The 19,858-nt window shown below is 72.9% G+C and carries 22 protein-coding genes; 15 read left to right on the forward strand and 7 right to left on the reverse strand.

The genetic code is table 11. From position 1 onward, the window contains the following. Positions 1–3 precede the first annotated feature (3 nt). Positions 4–897 (forward strand): phenylalanine 4-monooxygenase, encoded by an 894-nt coding sequence (locus DFJ69_RS21105; protein WP_116024200.1) that lies wholly within the window; start codon positions 4–6, stop codon positions 895–897. Here DFJ69_RS21105 and DFJ69_RS21110 read toward each other — a convergent pair. Both DFJ69_RS21110 and DFJ69_RS21115 read right to left on the reverse strand, forming a co-directional pair. Then, on the reverse strand, positions 872–2,377 hold the full coding sequence (locus DFJ69_RS21110) for an FAD-binding oxidoreductase (protein ID WP_116024201.1): 1,506 nt from the start codon (positions 2,375–2,377) through the stop codon (positions 872–874). The two genes, DFJ69_RS21105 and DFJ69_RS21110, sit on opposite strands and share 26 nt — an antisense overlap. Next, positions 2,374–3,246 (reverse strand): helix-turn-helix transcriptional regulator, encoded by an 873-nt coding sequence (locus tag DFJ69_RS21115; RefSeq protein WP_211328678.1) that lies wholly within the window; start codon positions 3,244–3,246, stop codon positions 2,374–2,376. The genes DFJ69_RS21110 and DFJ69_RS21115 overlap by 4 nt, the downstream gene beginning before the upstream one ends. A 135-nt stretch (positions 3,247–3,381) precedes the next feature. Here DFJ69_RS21115 and DFJ69_RS21120 point away from each other — a divergent pair, with 135 nt between their 5' ends. Then, the gene (locus tag DFJ69_RS21120; protein ID WP_116024202.1) at positions 3,382–4,161 is read left to right on the forward strand and encodes an SDR family oxidoreductase; all 780 of its coding nucleotides are present in this window, start codon (positions 3,382–3,384) and stop codon (positions 4,159–4,161) included. A 161-nt stretch (positions 4,162–4,322) separates the two neighbouring features. Here DFJ69_RS21120 and rsgA read toward each other — a convergent pair whose 3' ends face one another. From rsgA to DFJ69_RS21135, 3 genes are all read right to left on the reverse strand, one after another. Beyond that, positions 4,323–5,264 (reverse strand): ribosome small subunit-dependent GTPase A, encoded by a 942-nt coding sequence (gene rsgA / locus DFJ69_RS21125; RefSeq protein ID WP_245974497.1) that lies wholly within the window; start codon positions 5,262–5,264, stop codon positions 4,323–4,325. 44 nt (positions 5,265–5,308) lie between these two features. Further along, positions 5,309–6,583 (reverse strand): 3-phosphoshikimate 1-carboxyvinyltransferase, encoded by a 1,275-nt coding sequence (gene aroA, locus DFJ69_RS21130; protein ID WP_116024204.1) that lies wholly within the window; start codon positions 6,581–6,583, stop codon positions 5,309–5,311. Positions 6,584–6,658: 75 nt separating this feature from the next. Then, positions 6,659–7,231: a DoxX family membrane protein gene (locus tag DFJ69_RS21135; RefSeq protein WP_116024205.1), complete on the reverse strand. Its 573-nt coding sequence runs from the start codon at positions 7,229–7,231 to the stop codon at positions 6,659–6,661. A gap of 61 nt (positions 7,232–7,292) precedes the next feature. On the opposite strand from DFJ69_RS21135, the gene DFJ69_RS21140 reads away from it, so the two are divergent. Both DFJ69_RS21140 and DFJ69_RS21145 read left to right on the forward strand, forming a co-directional pair. Further along, positions 7,293–8,078: an SOS response-associated peptidase gene (locus tag DFJ69_RS21140; RefSeq protein ID WP_170177731.1), complete on the forward strand. Its 786-nt coding sequence runs from the start codon at positions 7,293–7,295 to the stop codon at positions 8,076–8,078. A 34-nt stretch (positions 8,079–8,112) separates the two neighbouring features. Further along, positions 8,113–8,466: a TraR/DksA family transcriptional regulator gene (locus tag DFJ69_RS21145; RefSeq protein WP_116024206.1), complete on the forward strand. Its 354-nt coding sequence runs from the start codon at positions 8,113–8,115 to the stop codon at positions 8,464–8,466. A 15-nt stretch (positions 8,467–8,481) separates the two neighbouring features. On the opposite strand, the gene DFJ69_RS21150 is transcribed toward DFJ69_RS21145, so the two are convergent. After that, a complete protein-coding gene (locus DFJ69_RS21150) occupies positions 8,482–9,285 on the reverse strand; it encodes a methyltransferase domain-containing protein (RefSeq protein WP_116024207.1) in 804 nt (267 codons plus the stop codon). 271 nt (positions 9,286–9,556) lie between these two features. On the opposite strand from DFJ69_RS21150, the gene DFJ69_RS21155 reads away from it, so the two are divergent. The 8 genes from DFJ69_RS21155 (at position 9,557) to bsaP (ending at position 16,232) form a co-directional block, all read left to right on the forward strand. After that, entirely contained in the window at positions 9,557–10,162 is a 606-nt protein-coding gene (locus DFJ69_RS21155) for a sigma-70 family RNA polymerase sigma factor (RefSeq protein WP_211328679.1), read from the forward strand. A 49-nt stretch (positions 10,163–10,211) separates the two neighbouring features. Then, positions 10,212–10,502, forward strand: a complete 291-nt coding sequence (gene rsrA, locus DFJ69_RS21160; protein WP_116024209.1) for a mycothiol system anti-sigma-R factor — start codon at positions 10,212–10,214, stop codon at positions 10,500–10,502. A gap of 34 nt (positions 10,503–10,536) precedes the next feature. Further along, the gene (locus DFJ69_RS21165; protein ID WP_116024210.1) at positions 10,537–11,448 is read left to right on the forward strand and encodes an NAD-dependent epimerase/dehydratase family protein; all 912 of its coding nucleotides are present in this window, start codon (positions 10,537–10,539) and stop codon (positions 11,446–11,448) included. Between the two features lie 249 nt (positions 11,449–11,697). Then, positions 11,698–13,032 (forward strand): HD-GYP domain-containing protein, encoded by a 1,335-nt coding sequence (locus DFJ69_RS21170; RefSeq protein ID WP_116024211.1) that lies wholly within the window; start codon positions 11,698–11,700, stop codon positions 13,030–13,032. Then, positions 13,029–14,312: an HD domain-containing protein gene (locus DFJ69_RS21175; protein ID WP_116024212.1), complete on the forward strand. Its 1,284-nt coding sequence runs from the start codon at positions 13,029–13,031 to the stop codon at positions 14,310–14,312. The genes DFJ69_RS21170 and DFJ69_RS21175 overlap by 4 nt, the downstream gene beginning before the upstream one ends. A 116-nt stretch (positions 14,313–14,428) precedes the next feature. Then, a complete protein-coding gene (locus DFJ69_RS21180; RefSeq protein WP_116024213.1) occupies positions 14,429–15,763 on the forward strand; it encodes an acetyl-CoA carboxylase biotin carboxylase subunit in 1,335 nt (444 codons plus the stop codon). A gap of 53 nt (positions 15,764–15,816) precedes the next feature. Then, positions 15,817–16,029, forward strand: a complete 213-nt coding sequence (locus DFJ69_RS21185; protein WP_116024214.1) for a biotin/lipoyl-binding carrier protein — start codon at positions 15,817–15,819, stop codon at positions 16,027–16,029. An 11-nt stretch (positions 16,030–16,040) separates the two neighbouring features. Beyond that, positions 16,041–16,232 carry a biotin synthase auxiliary protein BsaP gene (gene bsaP, locus DFJ69_RS21190; RefSeq protein ID WP_116024215.1) on the forward strand — a complete coding sequence of 64 codons (192 nt, stop codon included), beginning with the start codon at positions 16,041–16,043 and terminating at the stop codon, positions 16,230–16,232. A gap of 109 nt (positions 16,233–16,341) precedes the next feature. Here bsaP and DFJ69_RS21195 read toward each other — a convergent pair whose 3' ends face one another. After that, positions 16,342–17,121: a hypothetical protein gene (locus DFJ69_RS21195; protein ID WP_147312385.1), complete on the reverse strand. Its 780-nt coding sequence runs from the start codon at positions 17,119–17,121 to the stop codon at positions 16,342–16,344. A 103-nt stretch (positions 17,122–17,224) separates the two neighbouring features. Between DFJ69_RS21195 and bioD the strand changes: the two genes are divergently transcribed. The 3 genes from bioD to DFJ69_RS21210 all read left to right on the forward strand — a co-directional run bounded on the left by bioD (position 17,225) and on the right by DFJ69_RS21210 (position 19,804). Then, positions 17,225–17,944: a dethiobiotin synthase gene (gene bioD, locus DFJ69_RS21200; protein WP_170177733.1), complete on the forward strand. Its 720-nt coding sequence runs from the start codon at positions 17,225–17,227 to the stop codon at positions 17,942–17,944. A gap of 11 nt (positions 17,945–17,955) precedes the next feature. Beyond that, on the forward strand, positions 17,956–18,951 hold the full coding sequence (gene bioB / locus DFJ69_RS21205) for a biotin synthase BioB (protein ID WP_116024217.1): 996 nt from the start codon (positions 17,956–17,958) through the stop codon (positions 18,949–18,951). 118 nt (positions 18,952–19,069) lie between these two features. Next, the gene (locus DFJ69_RS21210) at positions 19,070–19,804 is read left to right on the forward strand and encodes an SDR family oxidoreductase (RefSeq protein WP_116024218.1); all 735 of its coding nucleotides are present in this window, start codon (positions 19,070–19,072) and stop codon (positions 19,802–19,804) included. The last annotated feature ends 54 nt before the right edge of the window (positions 19,805–19,858 follow it).

Genomic DNA, 19,858 nt, shown 5'->3' on the forward strand with positions numbered 1-19,858 from the left:
AGGATGATGGAGGAAGCGCAGTACTTCGCGCCCGTCAACACCGACGAGCACGGCGAGGTCACCGTCGAGCTGGCCACGAGCCACCCCGGTTTCGCGGACCCCGTCTACCGCGCCAGGCGCAACGCGATCGCGCGGCTCGCGCTCGACCACCGGCGCGGCGACCCCGTCCCGGAGACCGAGTACACCGCCGAGGAGCAGGAGGTCTGGCGCGTCGTCAGCCGTGAGCTGGCGGCCAAGCACCGCCGGTACGCGGTCGGGGAGTTCCTGGCGGCCAAGGAACGGCTGGGGCTGCCCGAGGACCGGATCCCGCAGCTCCAGGAGGTCTCGGAGATGCTGAGGCCGCTCACCGGGTTCCGCTACCTGCCCGCCGCCGGGCTGGTGCCGCTCCGGGACTTCTACGGCTCGCTGGCCGACTTCTACTTCCACTCCACCCAGTACATCCGGCACCACTCCACGCCGTTCTACACGCCGGAGCCGGACGTGATCCACGAGGTCATCGGGCACGGCAACACCCTGGCCTCGGACCGGTTCGCCGCGCTGTACCGGGTGGCGGGCCACGCCGCCCGCCGGGTGGAGACCCAGGAGGCGCTGGAGTTCGTCTCCAAGGTCTTCTGGTTCACCCTGGAGTTCGGGGTGATGGCCGAGGCGGGGGAGCTCAAGGCGTACGGGGCCGGGATCCTGTCCTCGTACGGGGAGATCGAGGAGTTCCGGGGGATGACCATCCGGCCACTGGACCTCGCCGCCATGGGGACCACCGAGTACGACATCACCAAGTACCAGGACGTGCTGTTCCGGGCCGAGTCGATGGATCACCTGGAGGAGGTGGCGGGCGGCTTCTGGGCCGACTGCGACGACGAGTCCATCGCCCGCATCACCCGATCGACTGTGCGAACGTGAACAGCCGCTCCAGGTCGTAGGCGCGCTTCACCCGGGCGAGCCGCTCGTACCCGGCCCCGTGGTGGGCGCGCCGCCAATCGCGCAGCTCGGGGTCGGCGTAGTTGACGTAGGCCGCGCCGCCCAGGTGCGGCTCCATCGCGCCGTGCAGCCCGCGCAGCCATGCGCGGTCGGCGGTGGCGGCGATGTACTGCACCGTGTACAGCCCGCCACGATGCGGGAACGCGGTGTCGCCCGCCCGGACGCGCCCGGTCGCGCCGCCCAGCGCGTCCAGCAGGACACTGCGGCCGGCCACGCCGTTGCCGTCCGCGAAGCGGCGGGTCAGCCCCTCGATCGCGGAGGCGGGCAGCGGACGGGTCGCCACATGGGACTTCGCCGTGTACTCCGTGCGCGGGAACCCGCCGTCGCGGCGGCTCCCGGGGAGGGTCCCCGCCCGATGGCATTCGGCGACCCCGCCGTCGGCGCACCCGCCCATGAGCCGCATCGCGTCGAGGTACCCGTGGCCGGTGGCGCCCCGGGACGTCGGGTCCGAGCCCACCAGGGCGGTGAGCCGGTCGAGGTGGGGACCCGGATCCCCGAACGCCACACCCGTGACGTCCAGCGTGGGGGAGCCGGCCGACGGCTCGGAGTTGATCTGCAGGCCGGACCACAGCTCGTCCGGCGCGCCCGGGGCCCACGCCTGCCAGGCGGCGAGCGCCTTCGCGGCCCGCCGCCACGGCCACCGCAGGGAGAACGTGGTGAGGTCCTCGGCCCGATGGGTCCGGAAGGCGAACTCCACCGCGACCCCGAAGTTGCCGCCGCCCCCGCCACGGCACGCCCAGAACAGCTCGGGCTCACGTTCGGCGTCGCAGTCCAGGATCCGGCCGTCGGCGGTCACCAGCCGGACGGCCTCCATCACGTCGCAGGTCAGGCCGTGTCGGCGGGACAGGACGCCGATGCCGCCGCCGAGCGCGAGCCCCGCGATCCCCACGGTGGGGCAGGTGCCCGCAGGGATCGACACGCCCTCGTCGGTCAGCCCCTCGTACACCTCGATGAGGCGCGCGCCGGCGCCGACCGTCGCCCGCCCGGCGTCCGACTTCACGACGTTCATGGGAGACACGTCGATGACCAGACCGGTACCGGTCGACCAGCCCGCATAACCATGGCCGCCACTGCGCACCGCGACCGGGAGCCCTCTGCGCCGGGCGAACCCGACGCACTCGCGCACGTCCTCGGGCTCGGCGCAGTACGCGATCCCGGCGGGGCGGATCCGATCGAAGCGGGGGATGTAGAGCTTGCGGGCCTCGTCGTACGCGTCGTCGCCCGGCCTGATCAGGCTGCCCGCCAGGCCCTCCCCGAGGGCCCTCCAGTCGGCCGGGCCCGTCGCGGACGGGGACGCCGACCGTGTCCTCCTAGGCGGCGACGCGGGCGCGGGGCGATCGCCGTCGCACCCGCCCGCCAGCGCCGCCAGGCCCGCGGCGGCGAGGAACCCCCGCCGTCTCATCCCCGCCGGACGCCTTGCTCGCGGTCCTCGATCCCCGCGCTCCAACTCGCCAGCAGTCGCAGCGCGTCCTCCGACTGCGAGCCCGCCGCCGCCGTGTACGTGACGAGCATCTGGTCGGGATCTCCGGGCGGCTGCAGCGTCTCGTAGTCCAGCTCCATGTCGCCGACCAGCGGATGACGGATCGCCTTCCGGCCGAACCGCTTGTCCTTGACGTTGTGGTCGGCCCACCACCGCCGGAAATGATCGCTCTTCACCGACAGCTCGCCGACCAGCGCGGCCAGCCCCGGGTCGTCCGGGTACGTGCCCGCCTGCAGTCGCAGGTACGCCACCGTCTCCCGGCCCTTGATCGTCCAGTCCGGGAACAGGGCCTGCATGTCCTCGTGCAGGAAGACCAGCCGCGCCCAGTTCCGGTCGGCCGGCGGCAACGCCCCGAAGTCCGTGAACACCGCGGCGGCCATCCGATTCCAGGCCAGCACGTCGGCGCGCCGCCCGCTCACGTACGCGGGAACGCCCTCGCACATCTCCAACAGCCGCCGCAGACCCGGCCGCACCCGCTCCGGCGGGGGCACGGCCCGCCGCCGGTCACGGCCCGGTCGGGCCAGGTTGCGCAGATGGGTGTGCTCGGTGTCGTCCAGCCGCAGCGCCCGCGCCACGGCGGCCAGCACCTCCTCGGACACGTTGTGGGTGCGGCCCTGCTCCAGCCGCACGTAATAGTCCACGCTCACCCCGGCGAGCTGGGCGAGCTCCTCCCGCCGCAGCCCGGGGACCCTCCGACGGTCACCGCCGAACGGCTGCAGGCCCACGTCCTCGGGCCGCAGCCGGGCCCTCCGGGAACGCAGGAACTCGGCCAACTCCGCCCGCTTCTCCATGACGCCCAGTATCGGTGATGCCGGCGTCCGCAACATGGTCCTGCCGAACCCAGGCAGACCAGGGCCCTGGGCGGCCCGCGTCCGCCCGCGCAGCATGGTCGTCGTCACCCGGACGAACACTCAGGAGAACGACACATGACCTCCACCGCGCTCGAGACCGCCACCGCCGCGCAGCCGCTGACCGGCCGGATCGCCGTCGTCACCGGCGCGTCCAGCGGCATCGGCGCCGCCACCGCCCGCGCCCTGTCGGCCCGGGGCGCCCGGGTCGCGCTGCTGGCCCGCCGGGCCGACCGGCTGGACGGGCTCGTCGCCGAACTCGGCGACCGGGCCCTCGCCGTCCCGACGGACGTCGCCGACCCCGACGCGATCGGACGGGCCGCCGCCCGCATCGCCGACGAGCTCGGCCGCGTCGACCTGGTGGTCAACAACGCCGGCGTGATGCTCGCCGCGCCGTTCGAGGACCGCCGGACCGACGACTGGCACCGCATGATCGACATCAACGTCACCGGGGCGATCCGCGTCGCCGACGCCTTCCTGGCCGACCTGATCGCCACCGCCGCCGAGGGCCGCCCCGCCGACCTGATCGACATCTCCTCCGTCGCCGCGCACGGGACGTTCCCGAGCTTCGCCGTCTACTGCGCCACCAAGGCCGCCCTCACGCACTTCTCCCGCAACCTGCGCGCCGAACTGGCCCCCCGGCGGGTCCGCGTCACCAACATCGAGCCCGGCCTGGTCGCCACCGAACTGCAGGGCCACGTCGACCACCCGGACGTCAACGCCGTCATCGACGACTGGCGCGACACGCTCACCTGGCTCTCCGACGCCGACCTCGGCGACCTGATCGCCCACGTGGCCGGCCTGCCCTGGCACGTCAACCTGCCCCACATCGTCGCCATGCCCACTGAGCAAGTTTGATGTGGGGGGGCGACCCCCCACGCCCCCCGCGCCCGGTCTTGGAGATCTTCAGGCGGACGGCCCTCCGCTTGCGCTCCGGGCCGCCCGCCTGAAGGACCGGGCAAAACCCCCGGATGGTTGCTGTCCTTTGGGGTGGTTCTCATGCCCCATGGCCGGTGTGCCTATTCGGGTTGTTCTCGTGCCGTCAACAGGCGGCGCAGGGAGTCGAGGCGGGCCTGGCTGGCGTGGCCCTCGGCGACCCAGGTGTCCAGGGCGCAGTCCGGTTGCAGGTGGTTGCAATGGGGTGGGCAGTGGGTGGCGCCCTCCGCCAGGTCCGGGAAGGCGGCGGTCACCGTTTCGGGCTGCACGTGGGCCAGGCCGAAGCTGCGGACGCCGGGGGTGTCGATGATCCAGCCGCCGTCGGGGAGTTCGAACGCGATGGCGGAGGAGGAGGTGTGGCGGCCTCGGCCGGTGACCACGTTGACGTGGCTGACCGCCCGGTGGGCCTCCGGCACCAGACCGTTGACGAGGGTGGACTTGCCCACTCCCGAGTGCCCGACCAGGACGCTCACCCGGTCGCGGAGCAGGGCGCGCAGGTCGTCGAGCTCATTGGCGTGATGGGAGACCATGTAGGGGACGCCGAGCGGCGCGTACTCGGTGACGAGGGCGTCGGGGGAGGCCAGGTCGGACTTCGTGAGGCAGAGCAGGGGATCGAGGCCGGCGTCGTAGGCGGCGACCAGGCAGCGGTCGATCATCCTCGGGCGGGGCTCGGGGTCCGCCAGGGCCGTGACGATCACGAGTTGGTCGGCGTTGGCGACGATGATCCGTTCGAACGGGTCGGTGTCGTCGGCGGTCCGGCGGAGGGACGAGCGGCGCGGCTCGACCCGGACGATCCGGGCCAGCGCGTCGGGCTCGCCGGAGGTGTCGCCCACCAGGGCCACCCGGTCGCCGACCACGACGCCCTTGCGGCCCAGCTCGCGGGCGCGCATGGCGGTGACCGGCAGGTCGTCCACCAGACAGCGGTAACGGCCCCGGTCGACGGCCGTGACGAACCCCTCGACCGCGTCCTCGTGGGCGGGGCGGCGGCGGGTGCGCGGGCGGGAGCCACGGCGGCCGGGGCGCACCCGGACGTCGTCCTCGTCGAAGTCCCTCAGTCGTCGTGCCAGTGTCAGACTCCCAGCATGCGGGTCCAGAGCCCGGTGAAGTCGGGCAGGGTCTTGCCCACGGTGGCGACGTCCTCGATCTCGACGCCCTCGACGGCCAGCCCCAGCACGGCGGCGGCCATCACCATCCGGTGGTCGTCGTAGGTGCGGAAGAGCCCGCCATGCAGGGGACGCGGCCGGATCTCCAGCCCGTCGGGCAGCTCCCGGACGTCGCCGCCCAACGCGTTGATCTCCCGGGCCAGCGCCGCCAGCCGGTCGGTCTCGTGGCCGCGCAGGTGCGCGATCCCGGTCAACCGGGACGGGGTCGTGGCGAGGGCCGCGAGCGCGGCGATCACCGGCGTCAGCTCACCGACGTCCCGGAGGTCGGCGTCCAGCCCGAGCACGGGACCGGGGCCCCGCACCGTCAGCCCCTCGGGCCCCGTCGACACGTCCGCGCCCATCCGCGCCAGCAGCCCGCGCAGCGCGTCGCCGGGCTGCGTGGTGTCGGACGGCCAGCCCGGCACCGTCACCCGGCCCCCCGTCACGAGCGCCGCGCCGAGGAACTGCGCCGCGTTCGACAGGTCGGGCTCGATCACCGACTCCCCGCCCCGCAGCGGCCCCGGAGCCACCCGCCACACGTCGTCGCCCGTCTCCACGGAGGCGCCCGCCTCCCGGAGCATCCGCACGGTCATCTCCAGATGCGGGGCGGACGGAACGGGCGGCCCCTCATGCCGTACCTCGACGCCCTTCGCGAACCGGGGCGCGGCCAGCAGCAGCCCCGACACGAGCTGCGACGAGCCCGACGCGTCGATGGTGACCGCGCCGCCCGCCAGCGCGCCCCGGCCCCGCACCGTGAACGGCAGGGAGCCCCGGCCGGCGTCGTCGATCTCGGCCCCCAGGGCGCGCAGCGCGTCGATGATCGGACGCATCGGCCGTTCGCGGGCGCGCGGGTCGCCGTCGACGGTCACCTCGCCGTCCACCAGCGCCGCGACCGGCGGCAGGAATCGCATCACCGTGCCCGCCAGACCCACGTCGACCCGTACCGACCCCAGGGGGCGCGGCCCCCCGGGGGCGATCAGCCAGTCGTCGCCCTCCTCGTCGACCCGGACGCCGAGGTCGCGCAGGGCCTGCGTCATCAGCAGCGTGTCGCGGCTGCGCAGCGGGCGCACCACGCGGGTCGGCTCGGCGGCCAGCGCCGCCAGGATCAGCGCCCGGTTGGTCATGGACTTGGAGCCCGGCAGTGCGACGGTCGCGTCGACCGGGCCGGGCGCCACCGGGGCGGGCCAGTTCGGGGTGGGCATACCGCACAGGTTAGCGATCGCCCGCGCGATCGGGACACGACGTGCGACCGGCATCGGCCGGCGGGGGCGACGCGTTCAGCGCCGCACCTTGCGGACGGCCTCCCGGCGCGCCTCGCGCACCTGCCGGGACGCCTCCCGACGGGTCTGCCGCAGCTCGTTCCTGGCCTGCTTGCGCAGCACGCGGGACTCCACGGCGGCGCGGGTCTTGGCGTCGTGCGCCTGCCGCCGCAGCGCGGCCAGCCCCGGATGCCGGCGCGGCTCGGTCGCCACCATGATCAGGGCGCCCAGCAGCCCGCCCTTGAGGAACAGCAGGTCCCGCTGCTGCTCGCGGCGCTCCGGGTCGTCCTCGGTCCAGTACTGGTGCTCGGTCAGCACCGTGGGCACCATCTGGGCCGCCAGCAGGAACGTCGACAGCCGTCGGAAGCGGCCCAGCGCCAGCAGGGTGCCCGCGCCCAGGCTCACCGCGCCCTGGATCCGCACCAGGGTCTCGGGGTCCTTGGTGGGCAGCCAGTCCAGGCGGTCGGCCATCGGCTTGAGGGACGGGGCCATCTGCTCGGCCCGTGGACGGGGATCGCGGAGCGTTTCCAGCCCGGTCACGATGAAGTGCGTGGCCACGAGGGGTCGGGCCACCATTCTGATGGGTCGCATGCCCGGCTTCATGCCCACGGAAACGCCGATCACGCCCGAAGTCTCGGGCAGTATGGGTGCCATGTGCGGTCGTTATGCCACAGCTCGTGCCCGCCAGGAGCTGATCGACGAGTTCCAGGTCCAGCTCGACGCCACCGAGGACGCGGTCCGGCCCGACTACAACGTCGCGCCCACCAAGCTGGTGCCCGCCGTCCTGACCCGTGCGCCCCGCCCCGCCGACGGCTCCGAGGCCCTCGCCGAGCAGGCCGAGCAGCAGGCCGTCCGCCAGTTGCGGGCGCTGCGCTGGGGGCTGGTGCCGTCCTGGGCCAAGGACCCCAAGATCGGCAACCGGATGATCAACGCCCGGGCCGAGACGGTGCACGAGAAGCCCTCCTACCGGCGGGCGTTCGCCAAACGGCGCTGCCTGCTGCCCGCCGACGGCTTCTTCGAGTGGTACAACCTGGAGCGCGAGGGGCACAAGCCCGCCAAGCAGCCGTTCTTCATCCGTCCCCGCGACGGCGCGGTGATGGCCATGGCCGGGCTGTACGAGCTGTGGCGTTCGCCCGAGGACGAGTGGCTGTGGACGTGCACGGTCATCACCACCCAGGCCACCGACGACGTCGGGCGCATCCACGATCGGATGCCGATGACGGTCGCCCCCGACCACTGGGACGCCTGGCTCGACCCGGAGCTGACCGCCCTGGAGGACGTGCGCGGTCTGCTGGTGCCCGCGATGAACGGCACCATGGAGGCGTTCCCGGTGTCCAAGGCCGTCAACAACGTGAGAAACAACGGTCCGGAGCTCATACAGCCCGCCGCCGATGGGCATATCTCCGGAGACGAACCCGGTTCGAGCGCCCTCTTCTGACGGCGCCGCCGGGACGGCCACGGGGGGCCTGACGATGGGAGTTCGGACCACCGTGGACACCTCCGCCGCGCGCCGCCGCCTCGAGGACATGCTCGCCGACCTGGATCGCTCCATCGCCCTGCTGAGGGCCGCGTACGGCGGGGGCTCGGACCGGCATCCGGCCGACACCGTCGCGCACCTGATGGACGTGGATCAGGCCGAGGCGTCCCTGCTGACCCTCGGACGGCAGCGCAACGCGGTGCTGGCCGCGCTGCAGCGGATCTCCGCCGGCACCTACGGCCGCTGCGTCACCTGCAGCGTCCCGGTCGCCGAGGGGCGGCTGGAGGCGCGCCCCGACGCCGCCCGCTGCGTGCCCTGCCAGTCCCGGTACGACCGCGCCCGCCGTTGAGGCACGGCGCCCCGATCAGCGCCTGACCGCACTGGCCAGCAGATGGATCCCCACGGACTCGTCGGTGACCAGGGCGGTCAGCTCGGTCCGCACCAGGCCGCGCAGCGCGTGCGCGTCGGCCGTCAGCACGTGCTCCACGGTGGACGGCGACAGGACCGTGCGGGGCCTGATCCACTCCACCTCGAAACCCGCCTCCGACAGCAGCTCCCGCAACTGGTCCGACCAGAAGCACCGGGTGATCGTGCCGTCCGGCCAGGGGACCAGCACCACCTCGGCGCGCGGCACGTCCGACAGGTGCGCCCAGAAGTTCTGCTCGGCCAGCATCGCCATCCCGAGCATCAGCGAGTCCACGCTGAGCAGCATCCGGCCGCCGGGCCGCAGGACCCGGGCGATCTCCACGACGGTGGCCTCGGTCGCGAGATGGCGGGACAGCACCCGGTCCTCGGCGACCACCGCGTCCACCGAGCCGTCCGCCAGGAAGCCCAGCGCGCCCACGTCGCCGATCACGCGGTGGGTGCCCCCGGCCGCGCCGGGTCTGCGTCGTCCGGGGACGGCGGTCGGGCGCCCCGGGGCCACGGCGCCGCCGAGGACCTCGACCACCGTGTGCCCCGCGGCGGCGGCGCGGGCGGCGCTCAGGGTGCGCCCGCCGGAGATGTCCAGCACCCGCGACCGCCGCTCGGGCAGCCATCGCTGGAGCTGGGCCGCCGCCACGGCCCAGTAGAAGGTCCAGTACAGGCCCAGGTCATCGCCGCCCTCACCGGGGTCGTGACGCAGGCTGCTGATCGAGCGCTCGGGGGGCGTGGCCGGCAGCGGCAGCAAGGTTGCTCCTGTTCTCGCCATGTACGTGACTTCTTTCCCCCTCCGGGCCCGGCATCACCCTCCGTGCAGATTGCGATGAATTGCCGTGGACACGCCCGGAGCCGTCATCTTCATCCACACCGCCCCGACTGGGAATCGTACGGCTCTCCGGCGTGTTGTGGCGGCCATGACCACAGCCGTCGCCGCACCCCCGGGGGGCGCTGTCGTGATCCGTCAGCGCGGCCCTATATCTTCGGAGACGTACGGCGGAAGCGCCGTCCGCTTGAAGGAGGTGGGTCAGGTACCGGGCACCACGGAGAGCGTCGAGCAGCGCCAGGAACGTTTCCAGCGCGATGTGCTCCCGTTCTTGGACCAGCTCTACTCGGCCGCGCTGCGCATGACGCGCAACCCGGCCGACGCGGAGGATCTCGTGCAGGAGACCTTCGCCAAGGCCTTCGCGTCCTTCCACCAGTTCAGGGAGGGGACGAACCTCAAGGCCTGGCTGTACCGGATCCTGACGAACACCTTCATCAACAACTATCGCAAGAAGCAGCGGCAGCCACAGCAGTCGGCGACCGAGGAGATCGAGGACTGGCAGCTCGCCAGGGCCGAGTCGCACACCTCCAGCGGGCTGAAGTCCGCCGAGGCCGAGGCGCTCGAGCACCTGCCCGACTCCGACGTCAAGACCGCGCTGCAGGAGCTCCCGGAGGAGTTCCGCATCGCCGTCTACCTCGCCGACGTGGAGGGATTCGCGTACAAGGAGATCGCCGACATCATGGGCACCCCCATCGGCACCGTGATGTCGCGTCTGCACCGCGGGCGGCGGCAGCTCAGGTCCATGCTGGAGGACTACGCCGAGGAGCGCGGCCTGACCCGCACCGGGGAGGGATCGGCGTGAACGGCGCACCCGGCACGGACGCCCTTGCGCACGATGAGGTGAGTGAGCGATGAGCTGCGGAAATCCCCATGAGACGCCGTGTACCGAGGTGCTGGCGCGGGTCTATTCGTATCTCGACGGCGAGCTGGACTCCGGCGGCTGCGACGAGGTGCGGCAGCACCTCGACGAGTGCGGCCCCTGTCTGCAGGAGTACGGCCTCGAAGAGGTCGTCAAGAAGCTGGTGAACAAGTCCTGCGGCTGCGAGCCCGTGCCCGGGGACCTGCGCGCCAAGGTGATGGGCCGCATCGAGCAACTGTGCGCCGAGGCCGGCGCGGAGATCGTCGACACCGAGCCCGCCTGACACCCGCCGTCTCCGTCCTCGGTAGGGTACGCGGATGCTCGTTCTGGTCACCGGCGCGGCCGGATTCATCGGGTCCCACCTGGTCGATCGGCTGTCGGCCGACGGCCACGAGGTGATCGGCGTCGACGACCTGTCCTCCGGCACCCACCTGCGCGAGGACATCGACTTCCACCGCATGGACGTCTGCGACCCCGCGCTCGCCGAGCTGGCCGCCCGGCGCCGGCCCGAGGTGATCTGCCATCTGGCCGCGCAGGTCAGCGTGCGGTCCAGCGTCGAGGACCCCCGGCACGACGCCCGGGTCAACGTGCTCGGCACCGTGGGCGTGCTGGAGGCCGCGCGCCTCGCGGGGACCCGCAAGGTGGTCTTCGCGTCCAGTTGCGCCGTGTTCGGGGTGCCCGACGCCCTGCCGGTGCCACCGGACGCCGAGCGCCGTCCCGCCTCCCCGTACGCCGCCTCCAAGGTCACCGGGGAGATGTACGCCGCGATGTACCGGTCGCTGCACGGCCTGGACTTCACGGCGCTGACGCTCGCCAACGTCTACGGGCCCCGGCAGTCCCCGGAGGGGGAGGCCGGGGTCGTCTCGATCTTCACCGACGCGCTGCTCAACGGCACCCCCACCAGGCTGTACGGCGACGGCGACAACACCCGCGACTACGTGTACGTGCTCGACGTCGTGGAGGCGTTCGCGCTGGCCTGCGGGGAGCGCGGCGGCGGGCGGCGGCTGAACGTGGGGACCGGCCTGCAGACCGCGGACCGCGCCCTGCACACCATGGTCGCCGAGGCGGCCGGCGCCCCCGACGACCCGCAGACCGCGCCGCCCCGGATGGGCGACCTGCGGTCGATGGCGGTGGACCCGGAGCCGACCCGGGAGGCCCTCGGCTGGGCCCCCCGCACCGCGCTGCGCGAGGGCCTGTCCGCAACCCTCGCCTGGGCCCGCGAACGCTGATCGCAACAGGGGATCCACCCGGCGCCGGGGCGACGGACTTAGCCTAAGGTGACGATTAGTTCACGCTTTGCTTTCGATTCTCCGCATGCCTGTGGGGCACCGGGCTCGGGCGTTAGGCTTGGGCGCGTTGGCGGCGGGGAGCCTCTCGGCCTGCGGGGTCCGACGGGTGCCGAACTCATCCGAGACCCGGTCGTGCACCGGCCGATCCGATCGCGGCCCCGCCCATCGTCGACTCCCGAGGGGGCGGCAATGCGGGGACTTCCTCCCGCTGCCTGGGCGTACGTCAGCGTGGTCGTCGCGTCCGCCGCGGCGGCCATCGCCACCACGCCCTTCCGGAAACTCGAGCTGCCCGTGCTGGCGGTGTTGGCCGGGCTGTTCCTGATCTGCGACTCCGCGCCCGCCAAGCTCAACGTGGAGCGTGCCCGCGTCTCGCTGAGCTATGCGGCCAGCCTCGCGTCGGTGGTGCTGCTCGGCCCGGGCGGGGCGGCACTGGTCGGGCTCACCGCCATCGTCACCGGTCAGCGGTTCTTCGCCCCGGTCAAGCGGCTGTTCAACGGGGCCCAGTTCGCGCTCAGCGGCTACGCGGCCGGGCTGGTGTTCACCTCCCTCGGCGCCCCCCCGTACAGGCCCGGGGATCCGCGCTGGGTGGAGAGCGTCATCGGCCCCTTCCTGGGCGCGCTGGTCACGTTCGTCACCGTCAACCTGCTGCTGATGGCCGGGATCCTGCTGATCAGCCGTCAGGCGGCGTGGCAGGAGCTGCTGCGCGAGAGCGGCGAGCTGGTCTTCGGGTGCCTCGGGTACGGCATGTTCGGGCTGCTCATCGCCGGGCTGTGGCAGAAGGGCGGGGTGTTCGCCGCCGTGCTGGTGCTGCTGCCGCTGTTCATCGCGCGCTGGGCGCTGGCCCAGACGCACGCCCAACAGCAGGCGCACACCGCCACCCTGGCCGCGCTGTGCCAGGCGGTGGAGACCAAGGACTACTACACCCGGGGCCACAGCGAACGGGTCTCCCGCGGCTCGGTGATGATCGCCCAGGAGATCGGCATGCGCCCCGACCGGGTGGAGGCCATCCGGTACGCCGGGATGCTGCACGACGTCGGCAAGCTGGGCGTCCCCACCAAGGTGCTGCAGAAGACCGGGCCGCTCACCGAGGAGGAGTTCGCCGCGATCCAGCTCCATCCGATGCGCGGGCTGGAGATCGTCCGGGAGATCGGGTTCCTCGACGAGGCGCTGGCAGGGATCATGCACCACCACGAGAAGATGAACGGCCGCGGCTACCCGATGGGGCTGGCCGGCGACGAGATCCCCGAGTTCGCCCGGGTGATCTCGGTGGCCGACGCGTTCGACTCGATGACCTCCAACCGCTCCTACCGGGCCGCCCGCAGCAAGGAGGAGGCCATCGAGGAGCTGCGGCGGGGCGCCGGCGACCACTTCGACCCGGCGATCGTCGACGCCTTCCTGAAGGCGTTGACCAGGGACGGCTGGGAGCCGCCCCGGCCGGTGGTGCTGCCGGAGGACGACGTGGTGGAGACGACCCAGCAGGACCACGACGACCCGAGTGTGCCGATCAAGATAGCGGGCGCGTGAGCGCCCCCGCGGGGGCCCGGCCGAACCGTCGGCCGGGCTGGCAGGGCATCGACTCCGGCCAGCTCCTGGTGATCGCGGCGGCGGCGCTGATCCTGCTGGCGGCGCTGGCCGAGCTGGCCGCCGGCGGGCTGGTGCAGCCCGAGTACGCGGTGATCTTCGGCGTGCTGGTGGCGATCGGCGAGCTGTTCCGGATGGTGATGCCGGGCAACCGGGAGGTCGCGCCGATCGGCAGCGCCGCGGCCCTCGGCTACGCCCTGCTGACCACCGTCGGTCCCGAGACCGCGGCGCATCCGCCGCTCCAGGTCGTCGCGGTCGCCGCCGGCGGGATGTTCGTCGGGTCGCTGCCGCACATCGCGGTGGGCCGCTCGCCCCGCCCGGACGCGATGGCGCGCCGGCTGCTCACCATCTCCATCGTGGCGCTGTGCTTCCGCCCGGTGGCGGGGCTGGGCCTGAAGTGGACGGCGCTGCTGTGCGTGATGGCGGTGACCGTGGTGCTGTCCTGCCTCATCGAGGTGTGCATCGCCGCGCTGATCCGCGCCGAGGCCGTCCGCGCCCGGTACGGGATCGCGCTCCGCGACGAGATCGGCGCGAAGCTGGCGCTGTGCGCGGCGACGGGGGCCACCGCCATGCTGATCGCGGTGGCGACCGCGGTGATGGGGCGGTCGGCGCTGCTGGTCTTCACCGCGCCGATCCTGGTCACCCAGTTCGCGTTCCGTCGGTACGCGGGCATCCGGGCCACCTACCTGCAGACCGTACGGGCCCTGTCGCGGGTCACCGAGGTCGGCGGCTACGTGGAGGCGGGGCACTCGCGCCGGGTCTCCCGGCTGGCCGTGGCGATGGGCCGGGAGCTGGGGATGGCCGAGGAAGAACTCCTGGAGCTGGAGTACGCGGCGCTGATGCACGACATCGGCCAGCTCTCCCTCGGCGACCCGATCCCCGGGGGCGCGACCGTGCTGGCCTCCCCGGCGGAGCAGCGCCGCATCGCCGAGCTGGGCGCGGACGTCATCAAGGAGACCGGGGTGCTCGACCGGGTGGCGTACATCGTCCGCCGCCAGGCCGACCCGTACCGCGACACCCTCCCGGACGCGCCACCGCCGCCGCCGCTGGCCAGCCGCATCATCAAGGCGGCCAACGCCTACGACGACCTGGTCGGCGACTCCACCGACCGCGACCGGGGCGCGGCCGTGCTGGAACGGCTGCGGCTGGACTCGGCCGCAGAGTACGACCCCACGGTGGTGGAGGCCCTCGGCCGCGTCGCCGACCGCCGCCCGCGGAGCTGAACGGTCCATGCCGGGGGCTCCAAAGCGTCCCCCGCCATCTTTGTCGTCCGCGTGATCGGTGACCGTCGCCGGCGCGCACTATCGTCACCCGAGTCGGATCTGAGAGGGGGCCGCACGTGTTCGAGTCCGTCCTGGTGGCGAATCGCGGAGAGATCGCCAGCCGCGTCATCCACACCGTGCGCGCGATGGGCCTCAAGGCCATCGCCGTCCACTCCGAGGCGGACGCGGATCTGCCGTTCGTGGCCGAGGCCGACGAGGCGATCCTGATCGGGCCCGCGCAGCCCGCCCAGAGCTACCTGGACATGAACCGGGTCCTGGAGGCCGCCCGGCGCGCCAACGCGCAGGCGATCCACCCCGGCTACGGGTTCCTCGCCGAGAACGCCGAGTTCGCCGAGCGGGTGGCCGCGCAGGGCCTGACCTGGATCGGCCCGCCGCCGCTGGCCATGGCCCGGATGGGCGACAAGATCAACGCCCGCAACCTGATGATCGAGGCCGGCGTGCCGGTGTCGCCGGGCGTGTGGGAGCCGGTGCCGGACGCCGCCACCGCCGTCGCCGAGGCCGAGCGCATCGGCTACCCGGTGATGGTCAAGGCCGCGGGCGGGGGCGGCGGCATCGGCATGAGCGCCGCCCACGACGAGGCCGCGCTGGTCAAGGCGTACGAGACGGCCCGGGCGCGCGCCGAGCGGTTCTTCCGCAACGCCGACATCCTGTTGGAGCGCTACGTCGAACCCGCTCGGCACGTCGAGGTGCAGATCCTCGGGCTCGCCGACGGCACGGTGGTGGCGCTGGGGGAGCGCGACTGCTCGGTCCAGCGGCGGCACCAGAAGATCGTGGAGGAGTCCCCGTCCCCCGGGGTGACCCCGGAGCTGCGCTCCCGGATGCTCGCGGCGGCCGTCCGGGCCGGCGAGGCGGTCGGCTACCGGGGCGCGGGCACCGTCGAGTTCCTGGTGGACCCGGCGACGCAGGACTTCATGTTCCTGGAGATGAACACCCGGCTGCAGGTCGAGCACCCGGTCACCGAGCTGGTCACCGGCATCGACCTGGTCGAGCAGCAACTCCTGATCGCGGCCGGCGAGCCGGTCACGTTCACCTCGGTCGAGGCGCGCGGCCACGCCGTCGAGTTCCGGGTGTACGCCGAGGACCCGGACCGCTTCCTGCCCAGCCCCGGCGAGATCAAGATCTGGGAGGAGCCGGTCGGCGAGGGCATCCGCATCGACGCCGGCTACGCCGAGGGCAACACCGTCACCCCCTTCTACGACCCGCTGCTGGCCAAGCTGTGCGTGCACGGCGCGGACCGGCCGGCGGCGCTGCGGCGCGCCGGGCAGGCCGTCGGGGCCTTCCAGATCGAGGGCCTCAAGACCAACCTGCCGTTCTTCACCGAGGTGCTCGGCGACGAGGAGTTCGTCTCCGGGACGTACGACACCGGGCTGGTGGGCCGGATGCGCCGCTGACGGCCACCGGACCGGCCCGGATCGCCAATCATGACGAGTTAAAGGAGCACGGGGTGCCCGAGGTTCGCGCGGAGATGGTCGCTAACGTGTGGAAGGTCATCGTCGGGCAGGGCGACGACGTGACCGACGGGGACACGCTGGTCATCCTGGAGTCCATGAAGATGGAGATCCCGGTCCTGGCCGAGGACGACGGCGTGGTCTCGCAGCTCAAGGTGGCCGAGGGCGACGTCGTCCAGGAGGGCGACCTGATCGCCGTCATCGAGTAGAAGGGCCGGTCATGGAGACCTACTGCGACCGCTGCGGGCGTCCGTCCGGGGAGTCGGACGCCGGGCACGAGGGCTGCCGGGCCGCCCGCGAACTCGAGCCGCCGCGCTACTGCGCGAGCTGCGCCCGCCGCATGGTCGTCCAGGTCACGCCGCGCGGCTGGACGGCCCGCTGCGTCGAACACGGCACCCTCGCCTCCGCCTGACCCGACGGTCGGGCGCCGCATCCGAGCGCCCGCACCGCCTGCGACGGCGGTCGGCTCGTCCCCGACGGCCGCCGCATGCCGGCGCGGGGATCGATGCCCGCCGGGGCGGTCAGCTCTCGGCCATGGTGCGGCAGGAGGTCTCGTCGGGCAGCAGCGGGCGCCAGCGGACCGAGTACACCGTGCCGTCGCTGCGCCAGGCGGTCCCGGCGGGCGTGGACGTGCCGAGCTCGAGCGCGCGTCGCGTGTCGGCCCCTTGCAGGACGGTGCATCGGCCGCCGGCGGCCCGCTCGCCCCCGCCCAACGGGCGCAGCGGCCACGGCCTCGCCTTCCGGTCTCCGCCGACGACCTCGCCGGTCAGCACCGCGAGGCGTTCCGGGGCGTACGTTCGGGGCGGTGCCGCGAGGTCGCCGGCCGGCCAGGCTTCGGGGCTGAGCCGTTTCCAGAACCGGACGGCCGGATCGGCGGCGCCCTCGGGATGCTGAATCCGGGTCCGCGCCGACCCGTACCGGATGGCCAGCGTGAACGCGTCCGCGACGCGCGGGTCGGACACCGTCCGGTTCCGGTCGAGCCCGGCGGCGCGCGCCCCGTCGAGGAGCCGCCCCAGGGCGTCGGCGGTCAGCCGGTACTCCCGCAGCACCTCGACGCCGTCCTCTCGAACGGGCGCCAGCGCGCGTCCGTCGCCGTACAGGGAGAAGTCGGGCAGGCTGCCGGGGCCGCCGACGCCGGCGATCCCCCCGGTGAGCCGCCACCGCAGCAGCAGCGCGTCGGGCGCGGCCGTGACGGAAGGGGCCGTCGGGAGGGCGGTCGTCCGGGGCGCGGGGTCCTCGTTCGTCCCGCAGGCGGTGAGGGCCGTGACCGTCAGGAGGACCGCGAGTCCGCGCGGGAACATGGCCACGATCGTACGCCCCGCCCGTTCGGTACAAATCTCCCAGCCGGAACCCTGTGGGATTCGACGAACATTCGGCTCCCGGGCGCGCGCTAATGTGCCGATCGTGAGCGTTCTCATGGTGACCGGGACGTGTACCGGTGTCGGCAAGACGATCGTCACCGCCGCGCTGGCCACGGTGGCCCGGGCCCGGGGGGCGTCGGTGGCCGTGGTCAAGCCGGGGCAGACCGGGGTGGCGCCGGGGGAACCCGGCGATCTCGACGACGTGGCCCGGCTCGCCGGGGTCGACGACCTGCACGAGTACGCCCGCTACCCCGATCCGCTGTCGCCCGCCGCCGCCGCGCGGCGCGCCGGGATGGAGCCGCTGCGGCTCGCCGACGTCGTCGACCGGATCCGCGACCTGGCGGACACCCGCCGGCTGGTGCTGGTGGAGGGCGCGGGCGGCCTGCTCGTCCGGTACGACGCCGACGGCACCACGGTCGCCGACCTGGCCCGCTGGCTCAACGCGGCGGTGGTCGTGGTCGCCCGGGCGGACCTGGGGACGCTCAACCACACGGCGCTGACGCTGGAGGCGATGGCGCACCGGGGGGTGCAGCTCGCCGGCGTGGTGATCGGGGAGTGGCCCGAGCACCCGGACCTGGCGATGCGCAGCAACGTCACCGACCTGGAGACCATCGCCGCGCGCCCCTTGGCGGGGGCGCTCCCGGCGGGCGCCGGCGCGCTCGATCCCGCCGAGTTCCTGCTGGTCGCGCGGGCCGGGCTGTCCCCGGCGCTGGGCGGCGCGTTCGATCCTGCTACGTTCCGAAACACCTACGGCCTCGACTGAAGGAGACCTTCGTGACCGACATCCTCGAGGTGGCCCGCCGCCAGGTGCTGGACGAGGGCAGGGGACTGACCGCCGAGCAGGCCCTGCAGTGCCTCACGCTGCCCGACGAGCGGCTGGAGGAGCTGCTCGCCCTCGCCCACGAGGTCCGCATGCACTGGTGCGGCCCGGAGGTCGAGGTGGAGGGCATCGTCTCGCTGAAGACCGGCGGATGCCCGGAGGACTGCCACTTCTGCTCCCAGTCCGGCACGTTCGAGTCGCCGGTCCGTGCGGTGTGGCTCAACATCCCCGAGCTGGTCGAGGCGGCGAAGGAGACCGCCAAGACGGGCGCGACCGAGTTCTGCATCGTGGCGGCCGTCCGGGGCCCGGACGAGCGGCTGATGTCGCAGGTCCGCGACGGGATCAAGGCCATCAACGACGCCGTCGAGATCAACATCGCCTGCTCGCTCGGCATGCTCACCCAGGCCCAGGTGGACGAGCTGGTCGCGATGGGCGTCCACCGCTACAACCACAACCTGGAGACCGCCCGATCCCACTTCGGCAACGTGGTGACCACGCACTCGTTCGAGGAGCGCTGGGACACCTGCCTCATGGTGAAGGAGGCGGGCATGGAGCTGTGCTGCGGCGGCATCATCGGGATGGGCGAGACGGTCGAGCAGCGCGCCGAGTTCGCCGGCCAGCTCGCCGAGCTGGAGCCCGACGAGGTCCCCCTCAACTTCCTGACCCCCCGCCCCGGCACGCCCTTCGAGCGGTACGGCCTGGTCGAGGGCACCGAGGCCCTCAAGACCATCGGCACGTTCCGGCTGGCCCTGCCCCGCACCATCCTCCGCTACGCCGGCGGCCGCGAGCTCACCCTCGGCGACCTGGGCACCCGTTCCGGCATGCTCGGCGGCGTCAACGCCATCATCGTCGGCAACTACCTCACCACGCTGGGCCGCCCGGCGGAGAAGGACCTCGACCTCCTCACCGAGCTCCAGATGCCCATCAAGGCCCTCCAGCAGACCCTCTGACGCGCGACCGGCCCCGCTCTCCGCGGGGCCACCCCGCCTCACCTGCGCGGATGTGTCGAAACGATCGTGCAGGGGAAGGTCGACCCTCGTCATCACGCACGACCTGACGGGGGCAGCCATGCACGTCGATCTCACCGGGAAGACCGCGTTAGTGACCGGAGCGGCGCGCGGTCTGGGGGCCGCGCTCGCCGAACGCCTGTGCGCGAGCGGCGCCACGGTCTGGGCCGCCGACGTGCGGGAGGACGCCCTGCGGGCGCTCTGCGACCGCGCCGGGGGCGACGGACACGACGTCCGCCCCCTGACCCTCGACATCCGTGACCCCGAGCAGGTCACCGAGGCGATCACCGGCGTGTACGACACCGCGGGATCCATCGACGTGCTGGTCAACAACGCCGCCGTGGACGTCACCAAGCCCATCGAGCACCTCACCGCCCACGAGGCCGCACTGGTCATCGGCACCAACCTGGTCGGCTCCATCAACCTGTGCCTGGAGACCTACCGAAGGATGATCAAGCAGAAGAGCGGCCACATCGTCAACGTGCTCTCCACCGCCGCCAACCGTACGTGGACCGAGGCCGGCCCCTACTCCGCCAGCAAGGCCGGGCTCCGCGCCTTCACCCACACGCTGTTCCAGGAGGCCCAACGCGACTGCCCCGGCATCGGCGTCACCGGGATCATCGCCGGCGGCATGAGGACGCCCTTCATCCTCGAGCGCTTCCCCGATGTCGACACCTCCGGCCTGCAAGACCCGGCCATCGTCGCCGACACCGTCCTCTACGCCCTTTCGGTCCCTGCGAGCAGCGTCGTTCCCGAGCTCGTCATCATTCCCCGTACCGAGTCCTCCTGGCCCTGACCGACGATCGGGAAAGTTGAGCCGGGTGCGGGTGATACCCATGTGACCGCCATC

Origin of the sequence: Thermomonospora umbrina (assembly GCF_003386555.1) — a bacterium.
Taxonomy (GTDB): domain Bacteria; phylum Actinomycetota; class Actinomycetes; order Streptosporangiales; family Streptosporangiaceae; genus Thermomonospora; species Thermomonospora umbrina.

Excerpts from the sequence above, each read along its gene's own strand:
- DFJ69_RS21105 (WP_116024200.1), top strand. The coding sequence starts at position 4 with ATGATGGAGGAAGCGCAGTACTTCGCGCCCGTCAACACCGACGAGCAC.
- DFJ69_RS21110 (WP_116024201.1), bottom strand. The coding sequence starts at position 2,377 with ATGAGACGGCGGGGGTTCCTCGCCGCCGCGGGCCTGGCGGCGCTGGCG.
- DFJ69_RS21115 (WP_211328678.1), bottom strand. The coding sequence starts at position 3,246 with ATGGAGAAGCGGGCGGAGTTGGCCGAGTTCCTGCGTTCCCGGAGGGCC.
- DFJ69_RS21120 (WP_116024202.1), top strand. The coding sequence starts at position 3,382 with ATGACCTCCACCGCGCTCGAGACCGCCACCGCCGCGCAGCCGCTGACC.
- aroA (WP_116024204.1), bottom strand. The coding sequence starts at position 6,583 with ATGCCCACCCCGAACTGGCCCGCCCCGGTGGCGCCCGGCCCGGTCGAC.
- DFJ69_RS21135 (WP_116024205.1), bottom strand. The coding sequence starts at position 7,231 with ATGCGACCCATCAGAATGGTGGCCCGACCCCTCGTGGCCACGCACTTC.
- DFJ69_RS21140 (WP_170177731.1), top strand. The coding sequence starts at position 7,293 with ATGTGCGGTCGTTATGCCACAGCTCGTGCCCGCCAGGAGCTGATCGAC.
- DFJ69_RS21145 (WP_116024206.1), top strand. The coding sequence starts at position 8,113 with ATGGGAGTTCGGACCACCGTGGACACCTCCGCCGCGCGCCGCCGCCTC.
- rsrA (WP_116024209.1), top strand. The coding sequence starts at position 10,212 with ATGAGCTGCGGAAATCCCCATGAGACGCCGTGTACCGAGGTGCTGGCG.
- DFJ69_RS21165 (WP_116024210.1), top strand. The coding sequence starts at position 10,537 with ATGCTCGTTCTGGTCACCGGCGCGGCCGGATTCATCGGGTCCCACCTG.
- DFJ69_RS21170 (WP_116024211.1), top strand. The coding sequence starts at position 11,698 with ATGCGGGGACTTCCTCCCGCTGCCTGGGCGTACGTCAGCGTGGTCGTC.
- bsaP (WP_116024215.1), top strand. The coding sequence starts at position 16,041 with ATGGAGACCTACTGCGACCGCTGCGGGCGTCCGTCCGGGGAGTCGGAC.
- DFJ69_RS21195 (WP_147312385.1), bottom strand. The coding sequence starts at position 17,121 with ATGTTCCCGCGCGGACTCGCGGTCCTCCTGACGGTCACGGCCCTCACC.
- DFJ69_RS21210 (WP_116024218.1), top strand. The coding sequence starts at position 19,070 with ATGCACGTCGATCTCACCGGGAAGACCGCGTTAGTGACCGGAGCGGCG.